General features: G+C 64.3%; 23 protein-coding genes. 12 read left to right on the top strand and 11 right to left on the bottom strand.

The features are described 5' to 3' along the window. The 7 genes from EN781_RS34690 to rsmA all read left to right on the top strand — a co-directional run. The coding region (locus EN781_RS34690) for a hypothetical protein (RefSeq protein ID WP_210213454.1) at positions 1–210 on the top strand (210 nt) is incomplete at its 5' end. A gap of 111 nt (positions 211–321) precedes the next feature. Further along, positions 322–1,518, top strand: coding sequence for an LPS export ABC transporter permease LptF (lptF, locus tag EN781_RS02590; RefSeq protein WP_126055640.1), 1,197 nt, complete (start codon positions 322–324; stop codon positions 1,516–1,518). A 2-nt stretch (positions 1,519–1,520) separates the two neighbouring features. Continuing rightward, positions 1,521–2,603 carry an LPS export ABC transporter permease LptG gene (gene lptG / locus EN781_RS02585; protein ID WP_126055641.1) on the top strand — a complete coding sequence of 361 codons (1,083 nt, stop codon included), beginning with the start codon at positions 1,521–1,523 and terminating at the stop codon, positions 2,601–2,603. After that, positions 2,603–5,029: an LPS-assembly protein LptD gene (locus EN781_RS02580; protein WP_189347282.1), complete on the top strand. Its 2,427-nt coding sequence runs from the start codon at positions 2,603–2,605 to the stop codon at positions 5,027–5,029. The genes lptG and EN781_RS02580 overlap by 1 nt, the downstream gene beginning before the upstream one ends. Positions 5,030–5,214: 185 nt before the next feature. Next, complete coding sequence (locus EN781_RS02575) at positions 5,215–6,138, top strand: peptidylprolyl isomerase (protein ID WP_126055643.1); 924 nt, start codon at positions 5,215–5,217, stop codon at positions 6,136–6,138. Between the two features lie 89 nt (positions 6,139–6,227). Then, positions 6,228–7,256 (top strand): 4-hydroxythreonine-4-phosphate dehydrogenase PdxA, encoded by a 1,029-nt coding sequence (pdxA, locus tag EN781_RS02570; protein WP_126055644.1) that lies wholly within the window; start codon positions 6,228–6,230, stop codon positions 7,254–7,256. Positions 7,257–7,281: 25 nt separating this feature from the next. Next, on the top strand, positions 7,282–8,112 hold the full coding sequence (rsmA, locus tag EN781_RS02565; protein WP_126055645.1) for a 16S rRNA (adenine(1518)-N(6)/adenine(1519)-N(6))-dimethyltransferase RsmA: 831 nt from the start codon (positions 7,282–7,284) through the stop codon (positions 8,110–8,112). Between the two features lie 39 nt (positions 8,113–8,151). Here rsmA and EN781_RS02560 read toward each other — a convergent pair whose 3' ends face one another. From EN781_RS02560 to fabD, 11 genes are all read right to left on the bottom strand, one after another. Next, positions 8,152–8,526: a response regulator gene (locus EN781_RS02560; protein ID WP_126055646.1), complete on the bottom strand. Its 375-nt coding sequence runs from the start codon at positions 8,524–8,526 to the stop codon at positions 8,152–8,154. After that, positions 8,523–9,317 carry a sensor histidine kinase gene (locus tag EN781_RS02555; RefSeq protein ID WP_127399755.1) on the bottom strand — a complete coding sequence of 265 codons (795 nt, stop codon included), beginning with the start codon at positions 9,315–9,317 and terminating at the stop codon, positions 8,523–8,525. The genes EN781_RS02560 and EN781_RS02555 overlap by 4 nt, the downstream gene beginning before the upstream one ends. Positions 9,318–9,322: 5 nt before the next feature. Further along, complete coding sequence (locus tag EN781_RS02550) at positions 9,323–12,097, bottom strand: CheR family methyltransferase (RefSeq protein WP_127399754.1); 2,775 nt, start codon at positions 12,095–12,097, stop codon at positions 9,323–9,325. After that, positions 12,051–13,151, bottom strand: coding sequence for a chemotaxis protein CheB (locus EN781_RS02545; RefSeq protein ID WP_126055648.1), 1,101 nt, complete (start codon positions 13,149–13,151; stop codon positions 12,051–12,053). The genes EN781_RS02550 and EN781_RS02545 overlap by 47 nt, the downstream gene beginning before the upstream one ends. Before the next feature lie 252 nt (positions 13,152–13,403). Then, on the bottom strand, positions 13,404–14,078 hold the full coding sequence (gene gmk / locus EN781_RS02540) for a guanylate kinase (protein ID WP_245455532.1): 675 nt from the start codon (positions 14,076–14,078) through the stop codon (positions 13,404–13,406). A gap of 5 nt (positions 14,079–14,083) precedes the next feature. Then, a complete protein-coding gene (locus EN781_RS02535) occupies positions 14,084–14,974 on the bottom strand; it encodes a YicC/YloC family endoribonuclease (protein ID WP_127399753.1) in 891 nt (296 codons plus the stop codon). A gap of 245 nt (positions 14,975–15,219) precedes the next feature. After that, the gene (gene mltG, locus EN781_RS02530) at positions 15,220–16,455 is read right to left on the bottom strand and encodes an endolytic transglycosylase MltG (RefSeq protein ID WP_126055650.1); all 1,236 of its coding nucleotides are present in this window, start codon (positions 16,453–16,455) and stop codon (positions 15,220–15,222) included. A 201-nt stretch (positions 16,456–16,656) separates the two neighbouring features. Beyond that, on the bottom strand, positions 16,657–17,919 hold the full coding sequence (fabF, locus tag EN781_RS02525) for a beta-ketoacyl-ACP synthase II (RefSeq protein WP_126055651.1): 1,263 nt from the start codon (positions 17,917–17,919) through the stop codon (positions 16,657–16,659). Between the two features lie 34 nt (positions 17,920–17,953). Further along, positions 17,954–18,190: an acyl carrier protein gene (locus EN781_RS02520; RefSeq protein WP_006203723.1), complete on the bottom strand. Its 237-nt coding sequence runs from the start codon at positions 18,188–18,190 to the stop codon at positions 17,954–17,956. A gap of 212 nt (positions 18,191–18,402) precedes the next feature. Then, positions 18,403–19,140, bottom strand: coding sequence for a 3-oxoacyl-[acyl-carrier-protein] reductase (gene fabG / locus EN781_RS02515; RefSeq protein ID WP_127399752.1), 738 nt, complete (start codon positions 19,138–19,140; stop codon positions 18,403–18,405). Positions 19,141–19,197: 57 nt separating this feature from the next. Further along, on the bottom strand, positions 19,198–20,139 hold the full coding sequence (fabD, locus tag EN781_RS02510) for an ACP S-malonyltransferase (RefSeq protein ID WP_127399751.1): 942 nt from the start codon (positions 20,137–20,139) through the stop codon (positions 19,198–19,200). Between the two features lie 269 nt (positions 20,140–20,408). Between fabD and EN781_RS02505 the strand changes: the two genes are divergently transcribed. From EN781_RS02505 to EN781_RS02485, 5 genes are all read left to right on the top strand, one after another. Further along, entirely contained in the window at positions 20,409–22,334 is a 1,926-nt protein-coding gene (locus tag EN781_RS02505; protein WP_126055654.1) for an LTA synthase family protein, read from the top strand. A 302-nt stretch (positions 22,335–22,636) separates the two neighbouring features. Continuing rightward, entirely contained in the window at positions 22,637–23,128 is a 492-nt protein-coding gene (rpsF, locus tag EN781_RS02500; protein ID WP_126055655.1) for a 30S ribosomal protein S6, read from the top strand. After that, positions 23,128–23,376 (top strand): 30S ribosomal protein S18, encoded by a 249-nt coding sequence (rpsR, locus tag EN781_RS02495; RefSeq protein WP_006203718.1) that lies wholly within the window; start codon positions 23,128–23,130, stop codon positions 23,374–23,376. Before rpsF ends, rpsR begins: the two co-directional genes overlap by 1 nt. Before the next feature lie 215 nt (positions 23,377–23,591). Continuing rightward, a complete protein-coding gene (rplI, locus tag EN781_RS02490; protein WP_126055656.1) occupies positions 23,592–24,176 on the top strand; it encodes a 50S ribosomal protein L9 in 585 nt (194 codons plus the stop codon). Positions 24,177–24,452: 276 nt separating this feature from the next. Beyond that, positions 24,453–25,699 (top strand): cyclopropane-fatty-acyl-phospholipid synthase family protein (locus EN781_RS02485; protein ID WP_145965438.1); only part of this gene is annotated, 1,247 nt, incomplete at its 3' end.

The raw sequence follows: 25,699 nt of genomic DNA, 5'->3' as shown, positions 1-25,699 counted from the left end.
GGACAACGGCTTTCAAGAGTGCGCGACATTTGGTCGTTTTCCATCATTTGGCAAGACTTTGGCCGAAATCGCAGCCTATATCGCCGCCGCAACCATCAGTGGATTCGTCGCGGCATGGCCCCGATCTCCTGCCGTAACATATTGTTAACCATCAATGTTTTGCATTTCTTATGCATTGCCCTCGACACTCCGGCCGGCCGGGGCGCGTGATGTGGAACAGGAACCAGGTCGAGGCGCCAATGCAGCCAGTTGTACTGCCGTCGCCGGATGACTACCTTGTCGGCGGGCATGATGCCGTTCGGCAAAATCGAGAAAGCCTTCATGAAGGTCGTTGAACGCTACATCATGCGTCGCGCATCGACGGTGTTCCTCGCTGCGCTGACCTGGACGCTGGCGATCGTGTGGACGACCCAGGTGCTGGCCAAGATCGATCTCGTCACCGACAGCGGCCAGTCGGCGCTGACCTTCTTCGAGGTCGCGGCGCTGATCATCCCGTCGATCATCCCGATCGTGGTGCCGTTCGCGCTGGTGGTGGCGGTGGCGCAGACGCTGAGCGTCATGAACACCGATTCGGAACTTGCCGTGATCAACGCCGCCGGCGCCTCGCGCTGGACGATCGCGCGGCCGATCCTGCTGCTGGCGCTCGCGGCCAGCGTCCTTTCCTTCGCCGTCGACAATGGCGTCGACCCCTATGCCAGGCAGAAGAACCGCCAGCTGGTGGCCTCGTCACGCGCCGACCTTCTTTCGCTGATCATCCAGGAAGGCACGTTTCGCAAGATCGACGACGGCCTGTTCCTGCAGGTCGGCGAACGCCTCCCGGACAACAGGCTCGGCGGCATCTTCGTGGCCGATTCGCGCGAGGAAGGCGCCAACCTGATCTACTACGCCAAGTCTGGCAGCATCATCGAAAAGGGCGACGAGAAGGTGCTGATGATGAATGACGGCGTCATCAACCGCAAATCGCTGACCGGCGACCTGTCGGTGATCCGCTTCACCTCCTACGCCTTCGACCTCTCTGCCTTCATGTCGGCGGCGAACGAGATCACGCTTCTGCCGAAGGACCGCACGACGCAGTATCTGCTCAACCCGGATCCCAACGACAAGATGTTCCAGCGCAAGCCGGCCAGCTACAGTGCCGAGCTCGACCAGCGCTTCTCCGAATGGTCCTACCCGCTGGTGTTCGCGCTGATCGCGCTGGCGGTGGCGGGCGACGCGCGCTCGCACCGGGAAGCGCGCATCCACCCGTTGATCACGGCCATCGCAATCGCCCTCTTCGTGCGCTGGCTTGGCTTCTTCGCCGCCGGCAAAGCCGACAAGGTGCCGCTCTATGCCTATATGGTCTACGGCGTGCCGATCGTGGCCTCGGCTGTCGCCACCTGGTTCATCGTTTCCTCGAGGTCGATGGAGCTGCCGGCAGCCTGGGCGGACTGGATGACCAACCTCGCCGGCCGCGTCGGCGAGACCTGGACCGCCGTCAAGCTGCGTCTTTCCCGGCGCGCCTCCGGCCAGAGGGTATGACGATGGGCTGGACGCTGGGCCGCTACTTCTTCTTCCGCTATGTGTCGATCACCATCTGGTTCTTCCTCGGCCTTCTGGCGCTGGTGTTCCTGATCGACTTCACCGAGCTGTCCGGCCGCACCACCGGCCTGCCCGGCTTCACCTATGGCACCGCCTTCGCCATTTCGGCGCTGAGGATGCCGATGATCATGCTGCAGACCGTGCCGTTCGTCGGCCTGTTCTCAGCGATGGCGACGCTGGTGTCGCTCAACCGCAAGTACGAGCTGGTCATCGCGCGCTCGGCTGGCGTCTCGGCTTGGCAGTTCCTGCTGCCCTGCTGCATCGGCGCGCTCCTGTTCGGCGTGCTGTCGGTCGGCGTGCTCAATCCCATCGCGGCGCACGGCTTCTCCTGGTCCGAGCAGATGGAAAACAAGTTGCGCGCCGGCAATTCCAACGCCGTCCCAGCCGACACGACGCCTTGGATCCGGCAAAAGACCGCTTCCGGTGACACCATCATCGGTGCCCGGGCGATCCTCAACCAGGGCCTGGAGATGGCCGACGCGGTCTTCTTCGTACTGGACCAGCAGGGCAATATCGTCGAGCGCAAGGACGCGGCGCGCGCCTTCCTGCGCGACGGCTATTGGGAACTGCAGGACGTCAAGGTGTTCAAGGACGGCAATATCCGCCCGGCAACATCCGATCGGGTCGAGACCAACCTCAAGCCCGAATTCGTGCAGGAAAGGCTGGCGCGCCCGGAAACCATCCCCTTTTACGACCTGCCCGGCAAGATCGAGGTTGCCCGTTCCTTCGGGCTGAAGGCAAATGCCTTCGCCATGCAGTTTGATTCGCTGGTGGCGCTGCCGTTCCTCCTCGTCGCCATGACGCTGATTGCGGCAACAGTTTCAATGCGATTTGCGCGTATGGGGCAGTCGGCAACGATGATTCTGGGTGGCGTCCTCGCCGGCTTTCTGCTTTATGTCGTTTCGGTATTGGTCAAGGCATTCGGCGTGGCGGGATTCGTCCCTACGGCGGTGGCCGCATGGGTTCCGGTTGTCGTGGCTATGTTCTTCGGGGTGACATTTCTGCTATACAAGGAAGACGGCTAGTGAGGGAGGCGGTTTTGCGCAGCCATAGGCAGGCCGGTTTGGCACGCCTTTATGGGGCGAGCGCCTTGGCATGTCTGTTCGCCTGCGCGGCGCCGATGGCACCGGCGCTGGCGCAGGACGTCACCGACATGGCGACGAAGGTTCCCTCCGGCACGCAGATGCTGCTTGCCGCCGACACGCTCGTCTACAATAACGACAACAACACGGTGACCGCCGTCGGCGGCGTGCAGATCGACTACGGCGGCAACAAGCTCGTCGCCCAGCGGGTGGAATACAACCGCAACACAAAGCGCCTCGTCGCCAGCGGTGCGGTCGAGCTGATCAACAGCGACGGCACCAAGATCAATTCCGACCATATCGACATCACCGACGACTTCGCCGACGGCTTCGTCAACGCGTTGCGCGTCGAGACCGTCAACAAGGCCTATTTCGCCTCCGAAAGCGCGGAGCGCATGGGCGGCGTGCTGACCACCTTCCACAACGGCGTCTACACGGCTTGCGAACCCTGCGAGGACAAGCCGGACAGCGCGCCGACGTGGCGCGTCAAGGCGCGCAAGATCATCTGGAACGGCGAGAAGAAGACGGTCCGCTTCGAGAACGCGAATTTCGAGTTCTTCGGCTTCCCGCTCGCCTATCTGCCGGCCTTCGAGATCGCCGACCCGACGGTGAAGCGCAAGAGCGGCTTCCTGATCCCCGGTATCGTCTACAAGAGCGACCTCGGCATCGGCGTCAAGGTCCCCTACTACTTCGCCCTGTCGCCGACCTACGACCTCACCGTCACCGGCACCGGCTACACCAAGCAAGGTTTCCTCGGCGAGGCCGAGTGGCGCCAGCGCTTCAACAATGGCGAATACAGCCTGAAGATCGCCGGCATCCATCAGCAGGATCCCGACGCCTTCATCGACAGCGGCATCCGCAATGTCGATTCGGGCGCGGCGGGCGATCCGAACAAGTTCCGCGGCATGATGGGCACCAAGGGCCAGTTCGCCATAAATGAGCGCTGGAACTTCGGCTGGGACGTGCTGCTGCAGAGCGACAAGAATTTCTCACGCACCTATGCGATCGACGGCTACAGCGAGACCGTTCACCAGTCGTCGGTCTACCTGACCGGCCTCAACGACCGCAATTATTTCGACATCCGCGCCATGCGCTTCCAGGTGCAGGAAAACACGCTGGCCAGCGACCCGTCGGCGCGCAGTGGCCAGCAGCCCTGGGTTTTGCCGTCGCTCGACTATGCCTATATCCCCGATATGGCCGTGGCCGGCGGGCAATTGTCGATCAATGTCAATGCGCGGGTCATCAGCCGCGACTCTCTCGATGAATCCTTCACCGAGGCCTATAATTCGAGCACGCCCACGCTGCGCGTCCCCGGCATCGCCGGGCAGAATGGTCGCATGACGGCCGAAGCCGAATGGAAGCGCACGTTTACCACCGATGGTGGCCTGCAACTGACGCCGCTCCTGGCGCTGCGAGGCGACGCCAGCTATCTCAACGCCGACTCGGCCTCGCTCGCGGCCATAAACGAGATGGCTGCCAATCCCCTGATAGCCACCACCGCTGACATGAAGTCGTCGCTCGCCCGCTACATGGCGACCTTGGGTCTGGAAATGCGCTGGCCGGTCCTGTTCTCGATGGCGAACTCCAGCCACATCGTCGAGCCGATGGCGCAAGTGTTCGTGCGTCCCAACGAGCAGTATGTCGGCGGCCTCGCCGTTCCCAACGAGGATGCGCAGAGCTTCGTCTTCGACGCCACGACGCTGTTCGAGCGCGACAAGTTCTCCGGCTATGACCGCATGGAAGGTGGTACGCGCGCCAATGTCGGGTTCCGCTATTCCGGCGCCTACGGCAATGGCTGGAGCACCAACGCCATCTTCGGCCAATCCTACCAGCTCGGCGGCGAGAATTCGTTCACCGCACCCGACCTGGTCAATGTCGGCGCTTATTCTGGCCTCGACAAGCCGACCTCCGACTATGTCGGCCTGATCGGCTTCAACAGCCCGAGCGGCTTCTCCGGCTCGCTCAGCGGCCGCTTCGATGAGCAGACCTTCGACGTGAGGCGCGCCGAGGTGAAGGCCGCCTATTCCGGCCTGCCGGTTTCGCTCACCGCCAAATATGCCTTCATCCAGGCGCAGCCGCTCTACGGCTTCGAGACCGATCGCCACGAAGTGACGCTCGGCGCCTCGACGCACCTTGCGGAGAACTGGCGCGTCTTCGGCACCGGCACCTACGACCTGAAGCAGAGCGTTCTGGTCAAGGACGGCGTCGGTTTTGCCTACAATGATTCCTGCTTTACGTATCTGATGACGTTCTCGGAATCGCGCGACCTTGCGACCAAGGAAGTGTCGCAGAATGTCGGCTTCAACCTGTCGTTCCGTACACTTGGCGATTTCGGTTCGTCGACCAGCGCCATCGACACCATCCAGTGACGGCGGGCCAACGACATGGTTTCGCCGCATAGGGCTGGCAGGGGTCTCAGTTACATTGCGCGTGCCCGCGAAATCGAAGCGATTTGCGGAAAGGATCATGCGCCAAATCAGGTACTGCAGTGTCCGTTGCGGGTCCGAGGGGACGCGCGGCGCTGTCGAAGCGGGACAGAATTGGGATAGGTGAGATGAGGAAATTCCTGTTTTCAGCAGGCTTCGCGCTGCTGGTGGCGGCGACCTCGGTTTCGATCATGGCGATGACGCCGCCTGCCTTCGCCAGCACGATCAAATATGTCGTCAACAACATACCGATCACCACAGGCGACATCGCGCACAGGGCCGCGTTCCTGAAGCTGCAGCACAAGAAGGGCGACGCCGGGCAGGAGATGATCGACCAGACGCTGCGCCTGGCCGAAGCCAAGCGGCTCGGAATCCGCATCACCGACGCCCAGGTCGACGCCGCCTATCAGCGCTTTGCCACCACCAACAAGATGCAGCTCAAGCAGCTCGACGGCATCATGGCACAGTCGGGCGTGACCAAGGAGCACTTCAAGGACTTCATCCGCACCCAGATGGCCTGGAACCAGGCGCTGGCGGCCCGCTATCGCTCCGGCGAGGGCGGCGCGGTGACTGAGCAGGACGCAGTGCGGCGCATGCTGGACAAGGGCGGCAGCAAGCCGACCGCCATGGAATATATGCTGCAGCAGGTGATTTTCGTGGTGCCTGCCTCGGAGCGCAGCGCGACGCTCGCCAAGCGCAAGCGCGAGGCCGACGCCATGCGCGCCCGCTTCAATGGCTGCAACACCACGCGTGAATTCGCCAAGGGGCTGATCGACGTAACCGTGCGCGATCTCGGCCGCGTGCTGGCGCCGCAGTTGCCGGCTGACTGGGCCGACCAGATCAAGGCGACCAAGGTCGGCGGCGCCACCGCCACGCGCGAAACCGAGCGCGGCATCGAGTTCATCGGCATCTGCTCGTCGCGCGAAGTGTCCGACGACAAGGCAGCGCAGATGGTGTTCCAGAGCGAGGGCGGCAACGATAAGGACGCCGACGAGCTTTCGAAGAAATATGTCGACGAGCTGCGGAAGAAGGCCAAGATCGTCGAGCGCTAGATTGGCAGGGTTTTGGGCGTGAGTGAACGAGACGACAGAGCCACCTCCTGTCCATACCCGGGCAGAACGCCCCGCAAGACGGCCTAGACATGCGCGAGACCGATGCCCCGCTGGCCGTGAGCGTTGGCGATCCTTCCGGCGTCGGCCCGGAAATCGCCATCGCAGCCTGGCTCGCCGGTGAAAGTGCCGGCGTGCCGCCCTTCTACCTGCTTGCCGATCCGGCCCTGATCTCGGCGCGAGCGCGCCATATCGGCGCCAGCATAGCCATCGTCGAAACGCTGCCTGCGCAGGCCGCGCGGATCTTTTCCCGGGCGTTGCCGATCATCCCGCTCGACGCCGGCCATGTCGACAATCCCGGGCGGCCCGACACGGCCAATGCCGCCGGCACCATCGAGGCCATCGACCGCGCAGTGGCCGACTGCCTTGCCGGGCGCGCCGCGGCGGTGGTCACCTGCCCCATCGCCAAGAAGCCGCTCTACGATGCCGGCTTCCGCTTTCCCGGCCACACCGAATATCTGGCGCATCTGGCGGCACGGCAGACTGGCGTCAAGGTGACGCCGGTGATGCTGCTTGCAGGCCCGGAGTTGCTCACGGTCCCGGTCACCATCCACATCGCGCTCGCCGATGTACCCAAGGCGCTGACCACGGAGCTGATTGTCGCCACCGGACGCATCACCGCCGCCGATCTTGAGAACCGCTTCGGCATCGCCAGGCCGAGGCTCGCGGTCGCCGGCCTCAACCCGCATGCCGGAGAGGGCGGCACGATAGGGCTGGAGGACAATCTGGTCATCCGTCCGGCGATCGAACAACTGAAGGCGGAAGGCATCGATGCGTTCGGGCCGCTGCCGGCCGACACCATGTTCCACCCGCGGGCGCGGGCCGGCTATGACGCGGCGCTCTGCATGTACCACGACCAGGCGCTGATCCCGGCCAAGGCGCTGGCCTTCGACGAGGCAGTCAACGTCACCCTCGGGCTGCCCTTCATCCGCACCTCGCCCGACCACGGCACCGCCTTCGACATTGCCGGGCAGGGAATTGCGCGCGCCGACAGCCTGATCGCGGCACTGAAGCTCGCCCGCCGGCTGGCCGACAGCGGGGCGGAGGCTGCCGCCGCATGAGCCGCATCGCGATGAGCCCGGCCGCATGACGATCGACGGCCTGCCGCCGCTGCGCGAGGTGATCGAGCGCCATGGGCTGCAGGCAAAGAAGGCGCTCGGCCAGAATTTCCTGCTCGACCTCAATCTGACCGGCAAGATCGCACGCGCCGCCGGCGACCTCGCCGACACCACCGTGATCGAGGTCGGACCCGGCCCCGGCGGATTGACGCGGGCGCTGCTGTTCAATGGCGCCAGGCGGGTCGTCGCCATCGAGCGCGACGAGCGCTGCCTGGAGGCGCTGGCGCAGGTCTCCAATCACTATCCCGGCCGGCTGGAGGTCATCCCCGGCGATGCGCTGAAGACGGATTTCGCCGCGCTTGCCGGAGATGCCGGCGGACCGGTGAAGATCGTCGCCAACCTGCCCTACAATATCGGCACGGAACTCCTGATCCGCTGGCTGACGGTTTCCGAATGGCCGCCCTTCTACCAGTCGATGACGCTGATGTTCCAGCGCGAGGTGGCCGAGCGCATCACCGCTGCCCCAGGCAGCGACGCCTATGGGCGGCTCGGCGTGCTGGCCGGCTGGCGCACGCAGGCCAGGATCGCTTTCGACGTGCCGCCGCAGGCCTTCACCCCCCCGCCGAAGGTGACGTCGTCGGTGGTGCACCTGGTGCCGCGCGCAACACCCTTGCCGGTCGAGGCAAGGAAGCTCGGCCGCGTCACCGAGGCGGCTTTTGGTCAGCGCCGGAAAATGCTGCGGCAAAGCGTGAAAAGCCTGGGCGGCGAGGCCTTGCTGGTGCGCGCCGGCATTGATCCGACCCGCCGCGCCGAGACGCTCGATGTCGAGGAATTTGTAAGGCTGACGAACGCGATCTGATGCGCTCTTTCCATCTGCACTTGCGCGAGAAAGGGAGAATCAGCGCCTGCGAAAATGCGCGACCGCTTCGGTCAGCGCCTTGGGATCGACGGGCTTCGACAGTCTGGGCGACTGCCGGAACGCATCGGGAAAGACGCTCGAGCTGTCGTAACCGGTCAGGAACAGGAAAGGGATGCCGCGCGAAGCCAGCAACTCGGCTATCGGAAAGCTCCGTTCGCCGTTCAGATTGACGTCCAGGACGGCGCCGTCCAGCTCGATGCCATCAATCTCCTGCAGGGCCTGTTCCACCGACGCGGCGGGGCCGATCACCTCGCAGCCTGAATCCGTCAACTGATCCGAGAGGTCGAGCGCGACCAGGAACGCATCCTCGACGACGAGAATGTGCAGACCGGAAAGAGACGTTTGCTCATTCATACCTTGCCTGGAGCAGGCAGGGACAAATAGTCGATCATTTCCGACTTGGGCAGTGGAATGCGCAAAAGGCACTCCAACCCGGAGGGTTTGAACTGCAAATCGACATTTCCACCTAGCTCGTACTCCAAACTCTGCTGGATGAAAGTGGTTCCAAAACTTCTTTTCGGCGGCCCCTTCACCTTCGGCCCGCCGCTCTCCTTCCAGTCGATCGACAGGGTTTCCGAGCCTTCGATGCGCCAGGAAACCTCCACGCGGCCCTTTTCAGCGGAAAGCGCGCCATATTTGGCGGCGTTGCTGGCCAGTTCGAAGAACACCAGGCCGAGCGTGGCCGCCGCGCTCGCATTCAGCCGGAACACCGCTCCATGAACGTCGAGGTTCTGGCCGTCCTTGCCGCCGTAGGAAGACAGCGTCGCCCGCACCAGATTTTCGAGGTCGGCGCCTCCCCATTGATAGGAAGCCAGCAATTCGTGCGTGCGGGCCATCGCCTGCAGGCGGGCGTGGAAGGCGCTCGCGAAATCGTCGAGCGAACCCGATGAACGCACCATGCGCGAGGTGAGCGCCGTGACGGTGGCGAGGATGTTTTTCACGCGATGCTGCAATTCGTGCAGCAGCCGCTCCTGGTTGCGCTCGGCATCCTTGTGGCTGGATATGTCGATGACGGCGGCGATCGCGCCGCGCACATTGCCGAATTCGTCGAACAGCGGGTTGGCCGACATCGTCACGTCGACGTTGTCGCCATTGGCGCGCGCGATCCGCGCTTCAAAACCGGGAATGGCCTTGCCTGTCCGCATCACCTTCAGCAAGGGTTGATCGGCAGCGCGGTGGGCATGGAACTGAGCTTGTCGTCTGTGGCGGGCCGGCCTGCGAGCTCCACCGCATGGCGATTGGCGCGGATCTCCTCGCCATTGCCGTCCTCGGCGATGAAAATGCCGACCGGCACGAGATCGAGGAGGGTCTCCAGGCTGTCGACACGATTGCGCAGGTCATGCGAGAGCGCGCCGATCTTCTCCTCCGCCTGCGCTATCTGCGTGACATCGACAAAAGTGACGACCACGCCGGCGATGACATTGTCAACGGTGCGGTAGGGCAGCACACGCATGATGTAGCGCCGACTGCCTTCGGCACCCTCGATCTGACGCTCGATGGTGCCCAATCGCCGCAGAACCTGCTCAATATCGGCCTGCAGGCCGTCGGCGGCAAAGCGTGGACGCACATGCGCAAGCGGCCGGCCTACGTCGCTTTCGACCAGCCTGAACAGATCCCGCGCCGTTGGCGTGAAACTCTTGATGCAGAGGTCGCGGTCGAGGAACACGGTCGCGATCTGCGTGCTCTCCAGAAGATTGGCCATGTCGTTGTTGGCGCGGCTGAGCTCGTCGACGCGGATGTTGAGCTCGGCGTTGACGGTCTGCAGTTCCTCGTTGATCGACTGCAGCTCTTCCTTCGAGGTTTCCAGCTCCTCGTTGGACGACTGCAGCTCCTCATTGATGGAAGACAGCTCCTCGTTGGAGGACTTCAGCTCCTCATTGGAGGATTCAAGCTCCTCCGTCGTGATCTGCAGGCGCTCCTTGGTTTCCCGGAGCTCCTTTTCGAGTTGGCTGACATTGGCGCTTTCGACGTCGTCGGTGGTGTGGACGGGCTCGCTTTCGGGCTCCGGCTTGATGCCACCGACATCGCGGAACACCAGCATGTAGAGCGGGTCCGAGCCGGCCTCGGCCGGCAGCGGCTGCACGACGAGGCTGATCACCTGGCGGCCGCCATTGGTGCCGATGTTGATCTTGTTCTGGATCGCCACCTGGCCGGTGCTGACCGCCTTGTGCAACGCCGCCCTCAAGTCCATCCGCAGCCCGCGCCGCGCCATGGAAAAGACGTTGGAGTCCGGAGCGCCGGCGGCAAGCTCCAGATATTTTCCCGTGCCGCCCGAAATGTGGATGAGTTCGCCGGCAGCGTTGATCACCACGTAGGCGGGCGAATAGCGGTCGAGCAGCAGCCGTTCGGCGCTTTCCTGCAGGGTTCCGGTCGTCGCTCGCTGGCGCACATGCGGGGCCTGCCGGGCCGCGGCGGCGAGCGGGAATTCAGGCAGCCGCTGCGCCGTGATGCCGGCACGCTTCTGGAACAGGCGACTGGGCTTGTCGATTGTCGAAAACAGCCGCCCGTGACGGGTGACGTTCTCGGAGGATCCGAGGAACAGGTAGCCATTGTTGCGCAGGGCGTAGTGGAAGATCGGCACGATCTTCTCCTGCAGCTCCGGACCCATATAGATCAGCAGGTTGCGGCAGGCGATCAGGTCGAGCTTGGAAAAGGGCGGGTCGCGCAGCAGGTTGTGCGACGAAAACAGGCAGACCTCGCGAAGCTCGGACGCGACACGGTAGGTACCGTCCTCGCGTGAGAAGAATTCTTTCAGCCGCTTCGGCGTGATGTCGGTCGCGATGGTTGCCGGATAGCGCCCGGCGCGGGCAACTTCCAGAGCGCGCTCGTCGATATCGGTGGCGAATATCTGTAGGTTGGGCGAAGCGGCACCGCGCGGCGCGTTCTCCCTGAGCAGCATGGCAATCGAATAGGCTTCCTCGCCGGTGGCGCAGCCCGGCACCCAGACCCTGATCGTCTCGTCCGGCTTGCGTCCCTCGAAAAGCCTGGGGATGACAAGGCGCTCCAGCGCATCGAACGCATGCGGGTCGCGAAAGAAGCTGGTCACGCCGATGAGGAGATCCTGGAACAGGAGATCCACCTGCTGCGGCTCCTCGCGCAGCCTTTCGTAGAAGGCAGCCGGATCGTCGATCTGCAGCACCTGCATGCGGCGCTGGATGCGCCGCAGGATCGTGTTGTCCTTGTAGCCGCTGAAATCATGACCGGTGCGCATGCGAAGCAAGGCGGCGATCCGCGAAAGCTGCTCGGCGACGTCGCGCTTGTGGCGGTCGCGCTCGCTGTCGATGCGGCTGGGGTGGCGGAAATAGCTGACCAGCTTCTCGGCCATGTCCTCGGCCGGAACCACCATGTCGACGAGCCCGCTCTGGACGGCGCTGCGCATCATGCCGTCATACTCGGCGCTTTCCTGCGCGAGCGTGAGCCCGCCGCGCTCCTTGATCGCCCGCAGCCCGATCGTGCCGTCGCTGCCCGTCCCGGAAAGGATGATGCCGGCCGCGTTTTCCACCTGCTCCTGCGCAAGCGAGGTGAAGAAGTCGTCGATCGGCGTTCGCCTGGCGCGCGTGGTCGCCATCCTGGCGACGTGGAAACGACGGTTTTCGACTGTCACCGAGACCCCCGGCGGGATCACGTAGATCTTGTCCGGCTCGATCTCTATACCCTCGGCCGCGGTGAGCGTCTCGATCGAGGTGCAACGCTGGATGATGCTTGCCAGCACGCTCTCATGCTCGGCGTCCAGATGCTGGATCACCACATAGGCAAAACCGCTGTCGGCCGGAACTTCCGGAAAGAATTTCTGCAGTGCCCCGATGCCACCCGCCGACGCGCCTATGCCGATGATGGGAAAGGACCCATCGGCAGGCGCTCTCGTGCCATCGTCTTGGCTAGCCCGCTTTTTCCTTCCTGCTGCCTTCTTCGGTGATTGCGCCATCGTCCGTTACCTGCGTTCGCCTGCTTTCCAGGATGCGCTCGATCACCCTGGCGTCCGCCTCGTATTCCTTGGCTCTTTTGTCCCACTGCGTGGCGAACTGTGAGCGACCCTTCGTCTTTTCTCGCTCGGCCATGCGCCGGGTGAATTCGGCACGCTGCTGATGCGAGCGCAGCAGGCTCCACAATATCTCGTCCGCCTCGACCGCCTGGGCCTCCATCATCGCGTCGGCGGTGAAGGCATGCCCGGTATGGCACCGATAGCGCAGCATGTCACCGTCTTCGATCTCCCACAGGGGCCCGTGGCATTCCGGACATGTAAACACCGACAATTCGCCGAGTCGATCTTCTTTCTTCATGGTCGAATGCTCCTGCGCGGCGACCGCCGCCTCCAGCCTGACACTGGACGGGGCGGGCAAGGTTTTGCCAGCCGGCTCGGCTGCCAGCCTTGCCAGCAAGCCACCCAGCTGGGCGGCGGGCAGACAATGGTCGACATCGACATGATGCAGCGCGCTTCGCACCATAGCCGGCACCAGCGTGTCGCTCGGGTGCTGGACGACGGCCAGCCCGCCGACCGCCTTGATGGCCCTGAGGCCCGCCGTGCCATCGGAAAGGGAGCCTGACAACAGCACGCCGATGACACTGGCGCCGTAGCTCAGCGCGGCCGACCGGAAAAGCGGGTCGATGGCCGGCCGAGCCAGATTTTCGCGCGGTCCGCGTCTCAGCATCATGTGGTCGCCATGCAGCAGAAGGTGGAAGCCCGGGGGAGCCACATAGACATTGCCGGTCTTGAAGGTCGCGCCGTTCCTGGCGACCGAGGTCTTCAGCCGGGCGGCGCGATCAAGGATTTCCGCCAGATAGCTGACCTGGCCGACATGCAGCACGACGAACACGGCTGCCGGCAGATCGGCGGGCAGGTCGCTGACGATCAGCTTCAGCGGTTCCACCCCACCGGCGGAGGCGCCGATTACGATGACGAAGCGGTTGAGCGCGGCAGGCGTCGCCCTGCGTGTCTCATCGTCGTCTGCGGCTGCGACTGGTTCTCGCACTTCGGCCATTACACCATACCAGCGTCACGGAACGCGCTCCCCCTCGGCCTCAAATCAACAATGGGCGAAGGGAAACTATGTTCCACGGCAATCCCCTGCCGCCACAAGCAAGGGGGATGGCGGTAAGCACAATTCCAGGAAAAGTGCGTACCGGCTTTCCGTCCGGAATTGCGTAAAAACAAATACTTAGAGCGAGGTCAGCGATTCCATGAAACACTGAGCCGCACTAGCCGCGCGGCCCGGCGAGGCTAAAATGCCGCTCTACTCCGTCTTCTCGTCCAGCAGCCCCGAGACGAAGTCGAACAGGCCGGGGCGGCGATCGCGGCGCAGGCGCTCGGCGGTGACGATGCCGCGCACCTCGGCGAAGGCGCGGTCGAGATCGTCGTTGACGATGACGAAATCGTATTCCTTCCAGTGCTCGATCTCGAGGCGGGCGTTCTTCAGCCTGGTTTCTATCACCTGCTCCTGGTCCTCGGCGCGGCGCTTCAGCCGCGCCTTCAATTCCTTCATAGACGGCGGCAGGATGAAGATCGAGACGATGTCGGCGCGCATCTTCTCCTTGAGCTGCTGGGCGCCCTGCCAGTCGATGTCGAACAGCATGTCGCGTCCCTGCGCCAGCGCCAGTTCCGCCGGCTCGCGCGGCGTGGCGTAGCAGTTGCCGTGCACCTCGGCCCATTCGAGCAGGGCGTCGGAATCGCGCAGCCGCTCGAACTCGCGCATGGTGCGGAAGTGATAGTGTACGCCTTCGATCTCCGAGCCGCGGCGCGGCCTGGTGGTGACGGAAACCGACAGCTCCAGGCTGGTATCTTTTTCCAGGAGGTTGCGCGCGATCGTCGACTTGCCGGCGCCGGATGGCGACGACAGGACCAGCATCAGACCGCGGCGGCGGATGCGGGCCCCCAGATCCCTGGCAACCATCGGCTCCTTGGCAACCATCCGGGTCACTCCAGATTCTGAACCTGTTCACGGAACTGATCGACGACCGCCTTCAGTTCCAGCCCGATGGCGGTGACCGCAGCGGCATTCGACTTCGAGCACAGCGTATTCGATTCGCGGTTGAATTCCTGCGCCAGAAAATCGAGCTTGCGGCCGATGGCGCCGCCATTGGCAAGCAGCACACGCGCGGAAGCGACATGCGTCTTCAGCCGGTCGATCTCCTCGCGAATGTCGGCCTTGGTGGCGAGGAAGGCCGCTTCCTGGTGCAGGCGGCTGGCGTCGAGATTGGCCGATGCGTCCATCAACAGGCGGACCTGCTCGGCGATGCGGTCGCGGATCGCCGCCGGCTCGCGCGACGGATCGGCCTCGGCCTTCAGCGTCAGCGCCTCGATGGCGTCGATGTGGCCGGCAAGCAGCAAACGCAGCGCGGCGCCCTCGCCCTGGCGCGCCATTTCCAGCCCGGTCAGCACCGTTTCGAGCGACGCAAGAATAGCGCCGTCGAGCGCCGCCCGCGCCTCCTCGGTTTCGATGGTCTCGGGAATGTCGAGCACGCCACGTAGCGCAAGCAGCCCGTCGGCGGTGGCGGGAGCAACACCAAACTGTTCCTGCAGGCGCTTGGCAAGCCCGGCCAGATCCTTGAGGAAGGCCTCGTTGACCACCGGCTGCACCTGATGGCCGGCAGCGCGGCCGACCGTCAGCGTCGCCTGGAAATTGCCGCGCGAAAAACGCTTCTGGATCGTCTGCCGAACGGCCGGCTCCAGCCGCTCGAAGCCTTGCGGCAGCCGCAATCTGACCTCGATGCTCTTGCCGTTGACCGACTTCACCTCCCAGGCGATCGAATTGCCGTCATATTCGGCGACCGCCCGTGCAAAACCGGTCATGCTTTGCAGATTCATGATGCCCTTGCGCCCCCTTGCGCGCGGCCGCGGATGACCGCGCAACCCATGCGGTCCAGCGTTTCATGGAATCGCCCAACCGCTCCAACTATTTGTTTCCACGCAATTCCAGACGGAAAACCGTTCCGTGCTTTTCCTGGAATTGCTCCATAAACTCAGCGCTCTCCAATCAGGCGCCGCCGTCAAAATATCAATGCGCCCCTTGCCGCCGAGTGCCAAGGGACAAGTTCAAAAACGGTTTATCGCTATTGGGCGGCGCCCGCATCGCCGCCGGCGTCGCCACCCCCATCCCCATCGGCCGGCGCGTCGGTCTGGCCCTCGACCTTTGCGGCGCCGGCCTTGGCGGCGTCCTCGGCCTGCTTCTTCTGCAGCGCGCGGTAGCGGGCAACGTTCTGGTTATGCTCTTCGAGCGTCGCGGCGAAGACGTGGCCGCCAGTGCCGTCGGCGACGAAATAGAGGTCATCGGTCTTCGACGGGTTGGCGACGGCCTCAAGCGCCGCTCGGCCTGGGTTGGCGATCGGCGTCGGCGGCAGGCCGTTGATCAGATAGGTGTTGTAGGGCGTCTGCTTGTCGATGTCGGACTGGTAGATCGGGCGATCGGTGGGTTTTCCCTTGCCGCCGAACAGGCCGTAGATGATGGTCGGATCGGACTGCAGCCGCATGCCCTTGGCCAGCCGGTTGAGGAAGACGGCGGCCACGCGCGAGCGCTCGTCGCCCCTGCCCGTCTCCTTCTCGACGATCGAAGCCAGCGTAACGAAATCCTCGACATTGGCGATCGGAAGATCCGGCGCGCGCCGCTCCCAGACATCGTCAACCAGCTTCTTCTGGTCGGCGAGAAGCTTGTCGATCATCTGCTGGCGCGTGGCGCCGCGTGTGAAGCGCAGCGTGTCGGTGGCAAGACTGCCTTCCGGCGGCATGGCCGCGGGCATGTCGCCGGTCAGCGCGTCCTGCTCGGCGATGCGCTGCAGCGCCTGCTCGACCGTCAGCCCCTCGGGGATGGTCAGCGAATACATCACCGACTTGCCGCTCTTCAGGAGTTCCATGATGTCGCGCATCGAAGCGCGCGGCTTGATCTCGTATTCACCGGCCCTGAGCGCGGAATCATTGCCGGTCGCGCGCACACCAAGGCGAAAGATGCGAGCGTCGCTGATCAGGCCGCGCCGCTCGAGCTGGTCGGCGATGTCCTGGACGCCGGTGTTCGGCTTGACCAGGAAGGTGTCGCCGTTGGCCGACGGGCCGGGCTCGGTGAACGCCTGCTTGCCGAAATATAGCGCGGCGCCGGCCGCCAGGATCATCAGCATCACCAGCGAGATAACGAAATTCATGAACACGACGACCTGGCTGCGCGAGGCGCGCGAGCGTCTCGGCGGCGGCGTACCGGCCTCGGGACGCAGCGCCTCGGCCGCCGTCTTCGGGACGATCGGACCAGACGCGGCCTGCTGCTTTCCGAATTCTCCGCTGCCGCCCGGATTTGTGTTCATAGCGCCCTACCATCTGATCTCTTGGAGAGGCGAGCGTCCCAGAGGACGCGCGAACCACGCTCCAACATTTCAACCCTGCGCCTCGTGCCTTGCGAAAACCGGCTCCGACTTTCGGTCCGACGCGCGAATCCCCAAGGGCAGAGTAGGGGCGAATATGGCAAAATTGACGACAGGCCGCGCGAGCGGCCGCCGGCTCCACGCTCAGCCATTGTAACGCTGGAAGACGAGCGAGGCGTTGGTGCCGCCGAAGCCGAAGGAGTTGGACAGCGCCACGTCGATCTGGCGGGCGCGCGGCTTGTTCGGCACGAGGTCGATCGCCGTCTCGCGCTCAGGATTGTCGAGGTTGATGGTGGCGGGCGCCGTGTTGTCGCGGATGGCGAGGATCGAGAAGATCGCCTCCGCCGCGCCCGCCGCGCCCAGGAGATGGCCGATCGACGACTTGGTCGACGACATCGAGATCTTCGAGGCGGCATTGCCGACAAGGCGCTCGACCGCGCCGAGCTCGATCGTGTCGGCCATGGTCGAGGTGCCGTGCGCGTTGATGTAATCGATGTCGGCCGGCGAAAGCTTCGCCCGCTTCAGCGCCGCCGTCATGCAACGGAAGGCGCCGTCGCCGTCCTCGGCCGGAGCGGTGATGTGGTAGGCGTCGCCGGTCAGGCCGTAGCCGGTGACCTCGGCGTAGATTTTCGCGCCGCGCGCCTTGGCATGTTCGAGCTCTTCCAGCACGACAACGCCGGCGCCCTCGCCCATGACGAAGCCGTCGCGGTCGCGGTCATAGGGACGGGAAGCCTTTTGCGGCGTTTCGTTGCGCTCGGTCGACAGCGCGCGGCAGGCAGCGAAGCCGGCCAGCGAAAGCCGGGTCACAGGTGCCTCGGCGCCGCCGGCCAGCATCACGTCGGCATCGCCGAAGATGATCAGCCGGGCGGCATCGCCGATGGCGTGCGCGCCGGTCGAGCAAGCGGTGACGACGGCATGGTTGGGGCCTTTCAGCCCGTGCCGGATCGACACCTGCCCCGACACCAGGTTGATGATGTTTCCGGGAATGAAGAACGGGCTGATGCGGCGCGGCCCGCGCTCGTGCAGGATCAGCGCGTTCTCGGCAATGCCCTCGAGCCCGCCGATGCCGGAGCCGATCATGACGCCGGTCGCGCAGCGCTCTTCTTCGGTGCTCGGCCGCCAGCCGGAATCCTTCAGCGCCTCGTCGGCGGCCACGATCCCGTAGAGGATGAAGTCGCCGATCTTACGCAGTTCCTTCGGCTCGAGCACGGCTTCGGGATTGAGCGTGCCGTTGGAGCCGTCACCGCGCGGAATGACGTGGGCGATCTTGCAGGCAAGATCCTCCACTTCGAATTCGGTGACGCGCTTGGCGGCGCTGCGGCCGGTCAGCAGTTCCTTCCAGCTGTGCTCGAAGCCCATGCCGAACGGCGAAACCAGGCCAAGGCCCGTGACGACGACACGCCTCATCGCAGGTCCTCCCCGATCATGCCTGCGAAAAGCCTCAGGCAGAGGCCTTGTCGATGTACTTTACGGCATCGCCGACGGTCAGGATGGTCTCGGCGGCATCGTCCGGAATCTCGACGCCGAACTCTTCTTCGAACGCCATGACGAGTTCGACCGTGTCGAGGCTGTCTGCGCCCAGATCGTCGATGAAGCTCGCCTGCTCCGTCACCTTGTCGGCATCGACGCCCAGGTGCTCGATGACGATCTTCTTGACGCGCTCTGCGGTGTCACTCATTTGGGGCATCCTCGTCTTATGTTGAGTTGTCTTCGTTAGCGGGCGGAATGCCGCTAATCAAGCTGAAATATGGTCTTGCGGGTAACGCAACGCCACAGGACCGGTTTTTGCCCGAACCGCCGGGTTGCGGGCCGCATTACACGAAAAATGCGGGAGGTCCAAGCCGAAATGGCGCTTTTCACAACCGCCGGACCTTGGTCCGTCAACACACCCTAGATCATCGCCATGCCGCCATTCACATGAATGGTCTGGCCGGTGACATAGGCCGCTTCGTTGGAGGCGAGATAGGCAACCGCGGAGGCGACTTCGGCGCTGGTGCCCATGCGCCGGGTCGGGATCGCCGCCATGATCGTCTCCTTCTGCTTGTCGTTGAGCTTGTCGGTCATGGCCGATTCGATGAAGCCCGGGGCGACGCAGTTGACGGTGATGTTGCGGGTGGCGATCTCCTGCGCCAGCGACTTGGAAAAGCCGATCATGCCGGCCTTGGAGGCGCAGTAATTGGTCTGGCCGGGATTGCCGGTGACGCCGACCACCGAGGTGATGTTGATGATGCGGCCATGGCGGCGGCGCATCATCGGATGGGTCAGCTCACGGGTCAGGCGGAAGACGGCGGTGAGGTTGACCTCCAGCACGCTGTCCCAGTCGGCATCCGACATGCGCACGAACAGGCCGTCCTTGGTGATGCCGGCATTGTTGACGAGGATGTCGACGCCTTCGAGATCGGCCTCCGCCTTCTGGCCGAGCGCCTTGACCTCGTCGCGGTCGGACAGGTTGGCCGGGAACAGCTTCACGCGGTCACCGAGCTCGGCGGCCAACGCTTCGAGCTTCTCGATGCGCGTGCCATGCAGGCCGACGATCGCGCCCTGGCTGTGCAGCACGCGGGCGATCGCCTCGCCGATGCCACCCGATGCGCCGGTGACGAGCGCCTTGCGGCCGGTCAGTTCGAACATTCTTCTCTCCTGATTCCAGAGAACACCCTGCTTATGGGTGGGGTGAAAGTCGCTAAGTTATGCAAACGCCGCAAGCGCCGCCTCGACATCTGCCGCCGTGCCGACGGCACCGGTGGCGACGTCGCGGTTGATGCGCCGCGCCAGGCCAGACAGCACCTTGCCGGCGCCGATTTCGTAGAGCGTAGCGACACCGTTGGCGGCGAACCACTCCACCGTCTCGCGCCAGCGCACGCGGCCCGTCACCTGCGCGACCAGGCGCCGGGCGATCTCGTCGGGATCGCTGGTCGGGGTGACCGTGACGTTGGAGACGACGGGAACCACCGGCGCGCTCTTCGCCACGCCGGCCAGCGCCTCGCGCATGATTTCGGCGGCCGGCGCCATCAGCGCCGAGTGGAAGGGGGCGGAGACCTGCAGCATCAGCGCCCGCTTGGCACCCTTTTCCGTGCACAGCTTCGCCGCGAGCTCGACCGCGGGCTTGGCGCCGGAGATCACCAGCTGGCCGCCGCCATTGTCATTGGCGACCTGGCAGACGGAGCCTTGTGCCGCCTCGGCGCAGGCTGCCTCGACCTCGGCCTGCTCCAGACCGATGATTGCCGCCATGGCGCCCTCGCCCGCCGGCACCGCCGCCTGCATGGCATTGCCGCGCACGCGCAGCAGCCGCGCGGCATCCGCCACGGAAACGAAGCCGGCGGCGGCAAGCGCCGAATATTCGCCCAGCGAGTGCCCGGCGACGCAGGCCACCTTGTCCTTCAGCGAAAAGCCACCCGCCTCCAGCGCGCGGATCGCGGCCAGCGACACTGCCATCAGCGCCGGCTGGGCGTTGGCGGTCAGCGTCAGCGTCTCTTCCGGCCCTTCCCAGATCAGCTTCGACAGTTTCTCGCCAAGCGCGTCGTCGACTTCCTCGAACACTTTGCGTGCCTCGGGGAAGGCGTCCGCCAGGTCCTTGCCCATGCCGACAGCCTGGCTGCCCTGTCCCGGAAAGGTGAATGCGACGGCCATGTCGAGGCTCTCCAATGGCTGATTTTTCCTGCCTGTGGCGCAAGGCGGACGGCCAAGTCAAGCCCGCGGTTGCCCAATGCGACGCCAAATCGCCGCGCGAGTGCCTGTTCCAAAAGACTTTTTTTCGATCACACCTGATGAAAACCGCTCACGAATCGTTTGCTGGCTCTTCTTATTTTCGCCACAGGCCGCTAGCTTTTAGATGACAGTTCCATGACAGAACGGTGACGCGGGTGGAAAAACGCGTTTCGCGGGCCGGGGGAAGTGAAGTGGCAAGGATCAGCAAGGGCGCGGCCAGACCCGCGCCGCAGTTCTTGGAAGACGATCCGTCCACCGGCTACCTGCCGGGGCGGAGATGGCCGATCGTCCGCTACGGTCTCGTCACCCTTCTCGCTTCCGCCATACTGGTGTTCGCGATCGAGTGGATCGTGCGCGGCGATTTTTCCGGCACGGTCGCCTTCTTCCTGCAGCCCTTCAAGCCGGGCTGGACCACCATCATCGTCTTCGCGCTGGTGCTGATCGGGCTCGACGCCGTCATCGGCCGCAGCCACCAAGGCCTGATGATCGTGGCGCCGCTGACGCTGGCGCTGGCCTTTGTCGGTCACCAAAAATCGCACTATCTCGGCGATCCGCTCTACCCGACCGATTTCCTCTATTCCCGCCAGATCATGGCGCTGATGCCGCTTCTGGTGCGCGAACGGCCGTGGACCGCCGCCATGCTGGCGGTGGGGATCATCGCCGGCTTGGCGCTGCTCGCTTATGGCTGGCGCCTGTGGCGCCGCAAGGTGCCGATCCTCAGCCGCAAGGGACGGCTGGCGCGGCTGACGCTGACGGTGCCGCTGCTCGCCTTCTTCGTCTCGATCATGGATTACGCCACCTTCTCGTGGACCCGCGACCGGCTGCAGATCATCCCGATCATGTGGGACCAGAAGGAAAACTACGCCTCCAACGGTTTTGCGCTGGCCTTCGCGCTCAACGTGCCGATGGCGCATGTTTCGGCGCCTTCGGGCTATTCGGACAAGGCGATCGCGGCGATCGAGCGGCCCCAGGTGACGGCCTCGGTGCCCGACGAGAAGCCCGACATCATCGTCGTCATGAGCGAATCCTTCTGGGATCCGACCAAGCTGCCGGGCGTCACCATCACGCCGGACCCGATCCCCAATGTGCGGGCGCTGCGCTCCGGCTACATGTTCTCGCCGGAATTCGGCGGCATGACCGCCAATATCGAGTTCGAGGCGCTGACCGGCTTTTCCAACGCCTTCCTGCCGGCGGGCTCGATTCCCTACCAGCAGTATGTGCGCACGCCGACGCCGTCGCTGGCGACCTTCCTGAAGAGCGAGGGCTACCGGGCGCGCGCCATCCATCCGGGCACCAACTGGTTCTGGAACCGCGGCGCGGTCTATGCCGATTTCGGCTTCAACGACTTCCGCTCCGAGGAGACGCTGCCGCCGATGCAGAAGCGTGGACCGCTTGCCTCGGACGCGGCGATGACCGATGAGATCATGCGCGAGGCGGACGCCAGCGAAGACCCGGTCTTCCTGTTTGCCGTCAGCCTGCAGAACCACGGGCCCTACGAGCCGTACCGCTATTACAATCCGACCCACAAGGTCGCCGCGCCGATCAGTTCCTGGGCGCGGGAATCGCTGCTGAGCTATGCTGAAGGCTCCGCTGACGCCGACCGCGGCCTGCAGCGCCTGGTCGAATGGGCAAAGAAGCGCGAGCGGCCGACGGTGATCGCCTTCTTCGGCGACCACCTGCCGCCGCTCGGGCCGGTCTATGTCGAGACCGGCTTCCTCAAGGACAATGTCGCGCCGCGCAAGGAAGCGCCGGAGGCGGCGCTCGAGCACCACCAGACGCCGCTGATCATCTGGTCGAACCGCACCGGCCCGGCCGAGGACGTGGGCGCGGTGAGCCCCGCCTTCCTGCCCTACCACATCCTGACCACCGCCGGGATCACGCATCCCTACTATACCGGCTTCCTCGGCGCCCTGCGCGAGCGCTACCGCGTCGTCGACCGCAACATTCTGCTGTCGCCGGCCGGCGCGGCGTCGCCCGACTGGGCGCGCCAGAAGAAGATCGACCCTGCGATCAACGATTTCCGCCTGCTGCAATACGACATGATGTTCGGCAAGCGAAACGCCGCGCCCGACTTCTTCCCCGAGACGGTCGACAAGGTCGTCGCCCATACGAGCTGAGTGCTGCGGCTTTTCAGAACTGCGACAGCAAGGACCCCTGCTTGAAACGCACTCTCCCTTGCCTTCCTGGGGAATTCCTGTATAGACGCCCGCAATCTGCCGGTCCTTGCTGGGGGCTGAACGGAGGGCCGAGGGTTTTCTCGAAAACCCGCGTGTGAAGCCAGAAGCGCTTCCGCCTCCCGTGTCTCCGCTCTCGACCGTCTCGTCATGCTCCTTTCTTCCCCGCTTCGCGGGTCAGAGAAGTTGCAGAGGCTTTAGCCGCGAGGAACCGGGAGAGAAACGAAGAAAGGCACCGATACACTATGGCTCTATACGAACATGTGTTCCTTGCCCGGCAGGACCTCTCGCAGCAGCAGGTCGATGCGCTTGTCGAACAGTACAAGGGCGTCATCACCGCGAATGGCGGGTCCGTCGGCCGGGTCGAGAACTGGGGACTGAAGTCCCTCACCTACCGGGTCAACAAGAACCGGAAGGCTTACTACACGCTGATGGACCTGACCTGCCCGCCGGCCGCGCTCAACGAGATGGAGCGCCAGATGGGCCTGTCCGAGGACGTGCTGCGCTTCCTGACCGTCAAGGTCGAGGCGCATGAGGAAGGCCCGTCCGCGATGATGCAGAAGCGCGAAGAGCGCTCCGAGCGCGGCGGCTTCGGCGACCGCGACCGTGGCGACCGCGGCCCGCGTTCGTTCGGCGACCGCGATCGCGGCGACCGTGGCGATCGTCCGCCGCGCAGCTTCGATGGCGAGCGCGGTCCGCGCCGCCCGCGTGAAGGCGTTGAAGGGGGTGCAGAATAATGGTCGACATCAACCAGATCCCGACCCGGCGCCCGTTCCATCGCCGCCGCAAGACCTGCCCGTTCTCCGGCGCCAACGCGCCCAAGATCGACTACAAGGACGTGCGTCTGCTGCAGCGCTACATTTCCGAGCGCGGCAAGATCGTGCCGTCGCGCATCACCGCCGTCAGCCAGAAGAAGCAGCGCGAGCTCGCCAAGGCGATCAAGCGTGCCCGCTTCCTTGGTCTGCTGCCCTACGTGGTCCGCTAAGACTTCCGAAGCGGGCGGCCAGCCGCCCGCTTCTTCCCCACGGCGACGGGCGCCGCAGGGTGGACATCAAATCCCGGGTTGAGGCCGAAAGCCTCTAACTGCCGCGACAGGCAGGACAGCGACACGGCGGCAACGCCCCTTTTGCTTCCTGACCTGTTCCAGATCAATCCGGCGCCGATCCCCGTGATCGACGCTCCAGACGAAGGAACAAAACCATGGAAGTCATTCTTCTCGAGCGCGTTTCCCGCCTCGGCCAGATGGGCGACACCGTCAAGGTCAGGGACGGGTTCGCCCGCAATTTCCTGTTGCCGCAGGGCAAGGCGCTGCGCGCCAACGAAGCCAACAAGAAGAAGTTCGAAGGCCAGCGGGCCCAGCTCGAAGCGCGTAACCTCGAGCGCAAGTCGGAAGCCTCGCAGGTCGCCGAAAAGCTCGACGGCAAGAGCTTCGTGGCCGTGCGTTCGGCCGGCGAGACCGGCCAGCTCTACGGTTCGGTGTCGACCCGCGACATAGCCGACCTGCTGACGGCGGAAGGCTTCTCGGTCAACCGCAACCAGATTCAGCTCAACCATCCGATCAAGACCATCGGCCTCACCAATGTGGCGATCGCGCTGCATCCGGAAGTCGAGGTCACGATCACGCTCAACATCGCCCGCACCGCGGACGAGGCCGAACGTCAGGCCAAGGGCGAGACGCTGACGACGGCCGAAGCCATCTATGGCGACGACATCAACGACAATGCGCGGCCGGAAAACTTCTTCGACCCGAACGCCGAGTTCGAAGGCGGCGAAGACAACGCCTGACCTGGCACGATCGAGCGCCGCGGCGGTGCTCGAAAACGCCTTGTCGCCCTCCGGTTTCGACTGGACCAATGCCCGGGCCTCGCGCCCGGGCATTTTTATACCAAATGGAACTTTCCGAACCCCCATATCTTGATGCAGACTACAGCGTCGCGCGTCCTTTGGACGCACAAAGGACGTCGTAGTCCTTTGACTTGGCGCATGATCCCCGCGCGAAATCGACTGCGATTTCGGGACCCTGCGCCAGGCCATCCTGTCTGACGTTGGGGACATTTGGTCATGAATATTCTGTTGAAGCGCCTTCTCGACCGCCTGGTGCGCACCGGCAATCTCAAGGTGACCGGGCCGAAGGGCTCGACAGTGGTCTTCGGCGACGGCAGCGGCGAGCCAGTGCACATGCACATCAAGACCAAGCACGCCGAACGCGCCATCAGCTTCGATCCGATGCTGGCGGTACCGGAAGCCTATATGGACGGCGAACTCGATATCCTCGAAGGCGGCGTGCTTGGGGTGATGCGCATCGCCTTCCAGAACATGGGCAGCGGCGGCATCGACGCGACATGGTCGAAGGCGATCGAAGGCCTGCGCCACGCCTTCCGCCGGCTGCAGCAGATCAACACCGCGTCGCGCTCACGCCGCAACGTACAGCGCCACTACGATCTCTCCGGCGATCTCTACCGGCTCTTCCTCGACGACGACATGCAGTATTCCTGCGCCTACTTCGAGCAGCCCGACATGACGCTGGACGAGGCGCAGGCGGCCAAGAAGCGGCACATCGCCGCCAAGCTCCGACTGAAGGCCGGCCAGACGGTGCTCGACATCGGTTCCGGCTGGGGCGGGCTCGGCCTCTATCTCGCCAAGGCCTTCGACGTCGATGTGCAAGGCGTCACGCTGTCGACCGAGCAGCACGGCGTCGCCACCGACCGAGCCCATGTGCAAGGGCTGCAGGACAGGGTGCATTTCGACCTCAAGGATTATCGCTCGCTCAACGAGCGCTTCGATCGCATCGTCTCGGTCGGCATGTTCGAACATGTCGGCGTCAACCACTACCGCACCTTCTTCGACAAGTCTGCGACGCTGCTCAAGCCCGATGGCGTGATGCTGCTGCACACGATCGGCCGTTCCGGCGTGCCGTGGGCGACCAGCGCTTTCGTCCGCAAATATATCTTCCCGGGCGGCTACATACCGGCGCTTTCCGAAGTCATGCCGGCGATCGAAAAGTCGGGCCTCGTCGTCACCGACATCGAGATGCTCAGGCTGCATTATGCCGACACGCTGAAGCATTGGGGCCTGCGCTTCGCCGCCAACCGCGACAAGGCCAAGGCGATCTATGACGAACGCTTCTGCCGCATGTGGGAATTCTATCTCGCCGCCTCGGAGGCCGCCTTCCGCTGGCAGGACCTGGTGATCTTCCAGATCCAGCTCGCCGAGAAGAACGACACGCTGCCGGTCACCCGCGACTACATGGCCAAATGCGAAAAGGCGCTGGAAATGCGCGACATGGGCCACCGGCAGGAACCGGCGGT

Origin of the sequence: Mesorhizobium sp. M4A.F.Ca.ET.090.04.2.1, from assembly GCF_003999085.1 — a bacterium.
In the GTDB taxonomy this organism is placed as follows: domain Bacteria; phylum Pseudomonadota; class Alphaproteobacteria; order Rhizobiales; family Rhizobiaceae; genus Mesorhizobium.
Note: the sequence above shows the minus strand (reverse complement) of the source record. Positions and strands in the feature narration are given on the sequence as shown.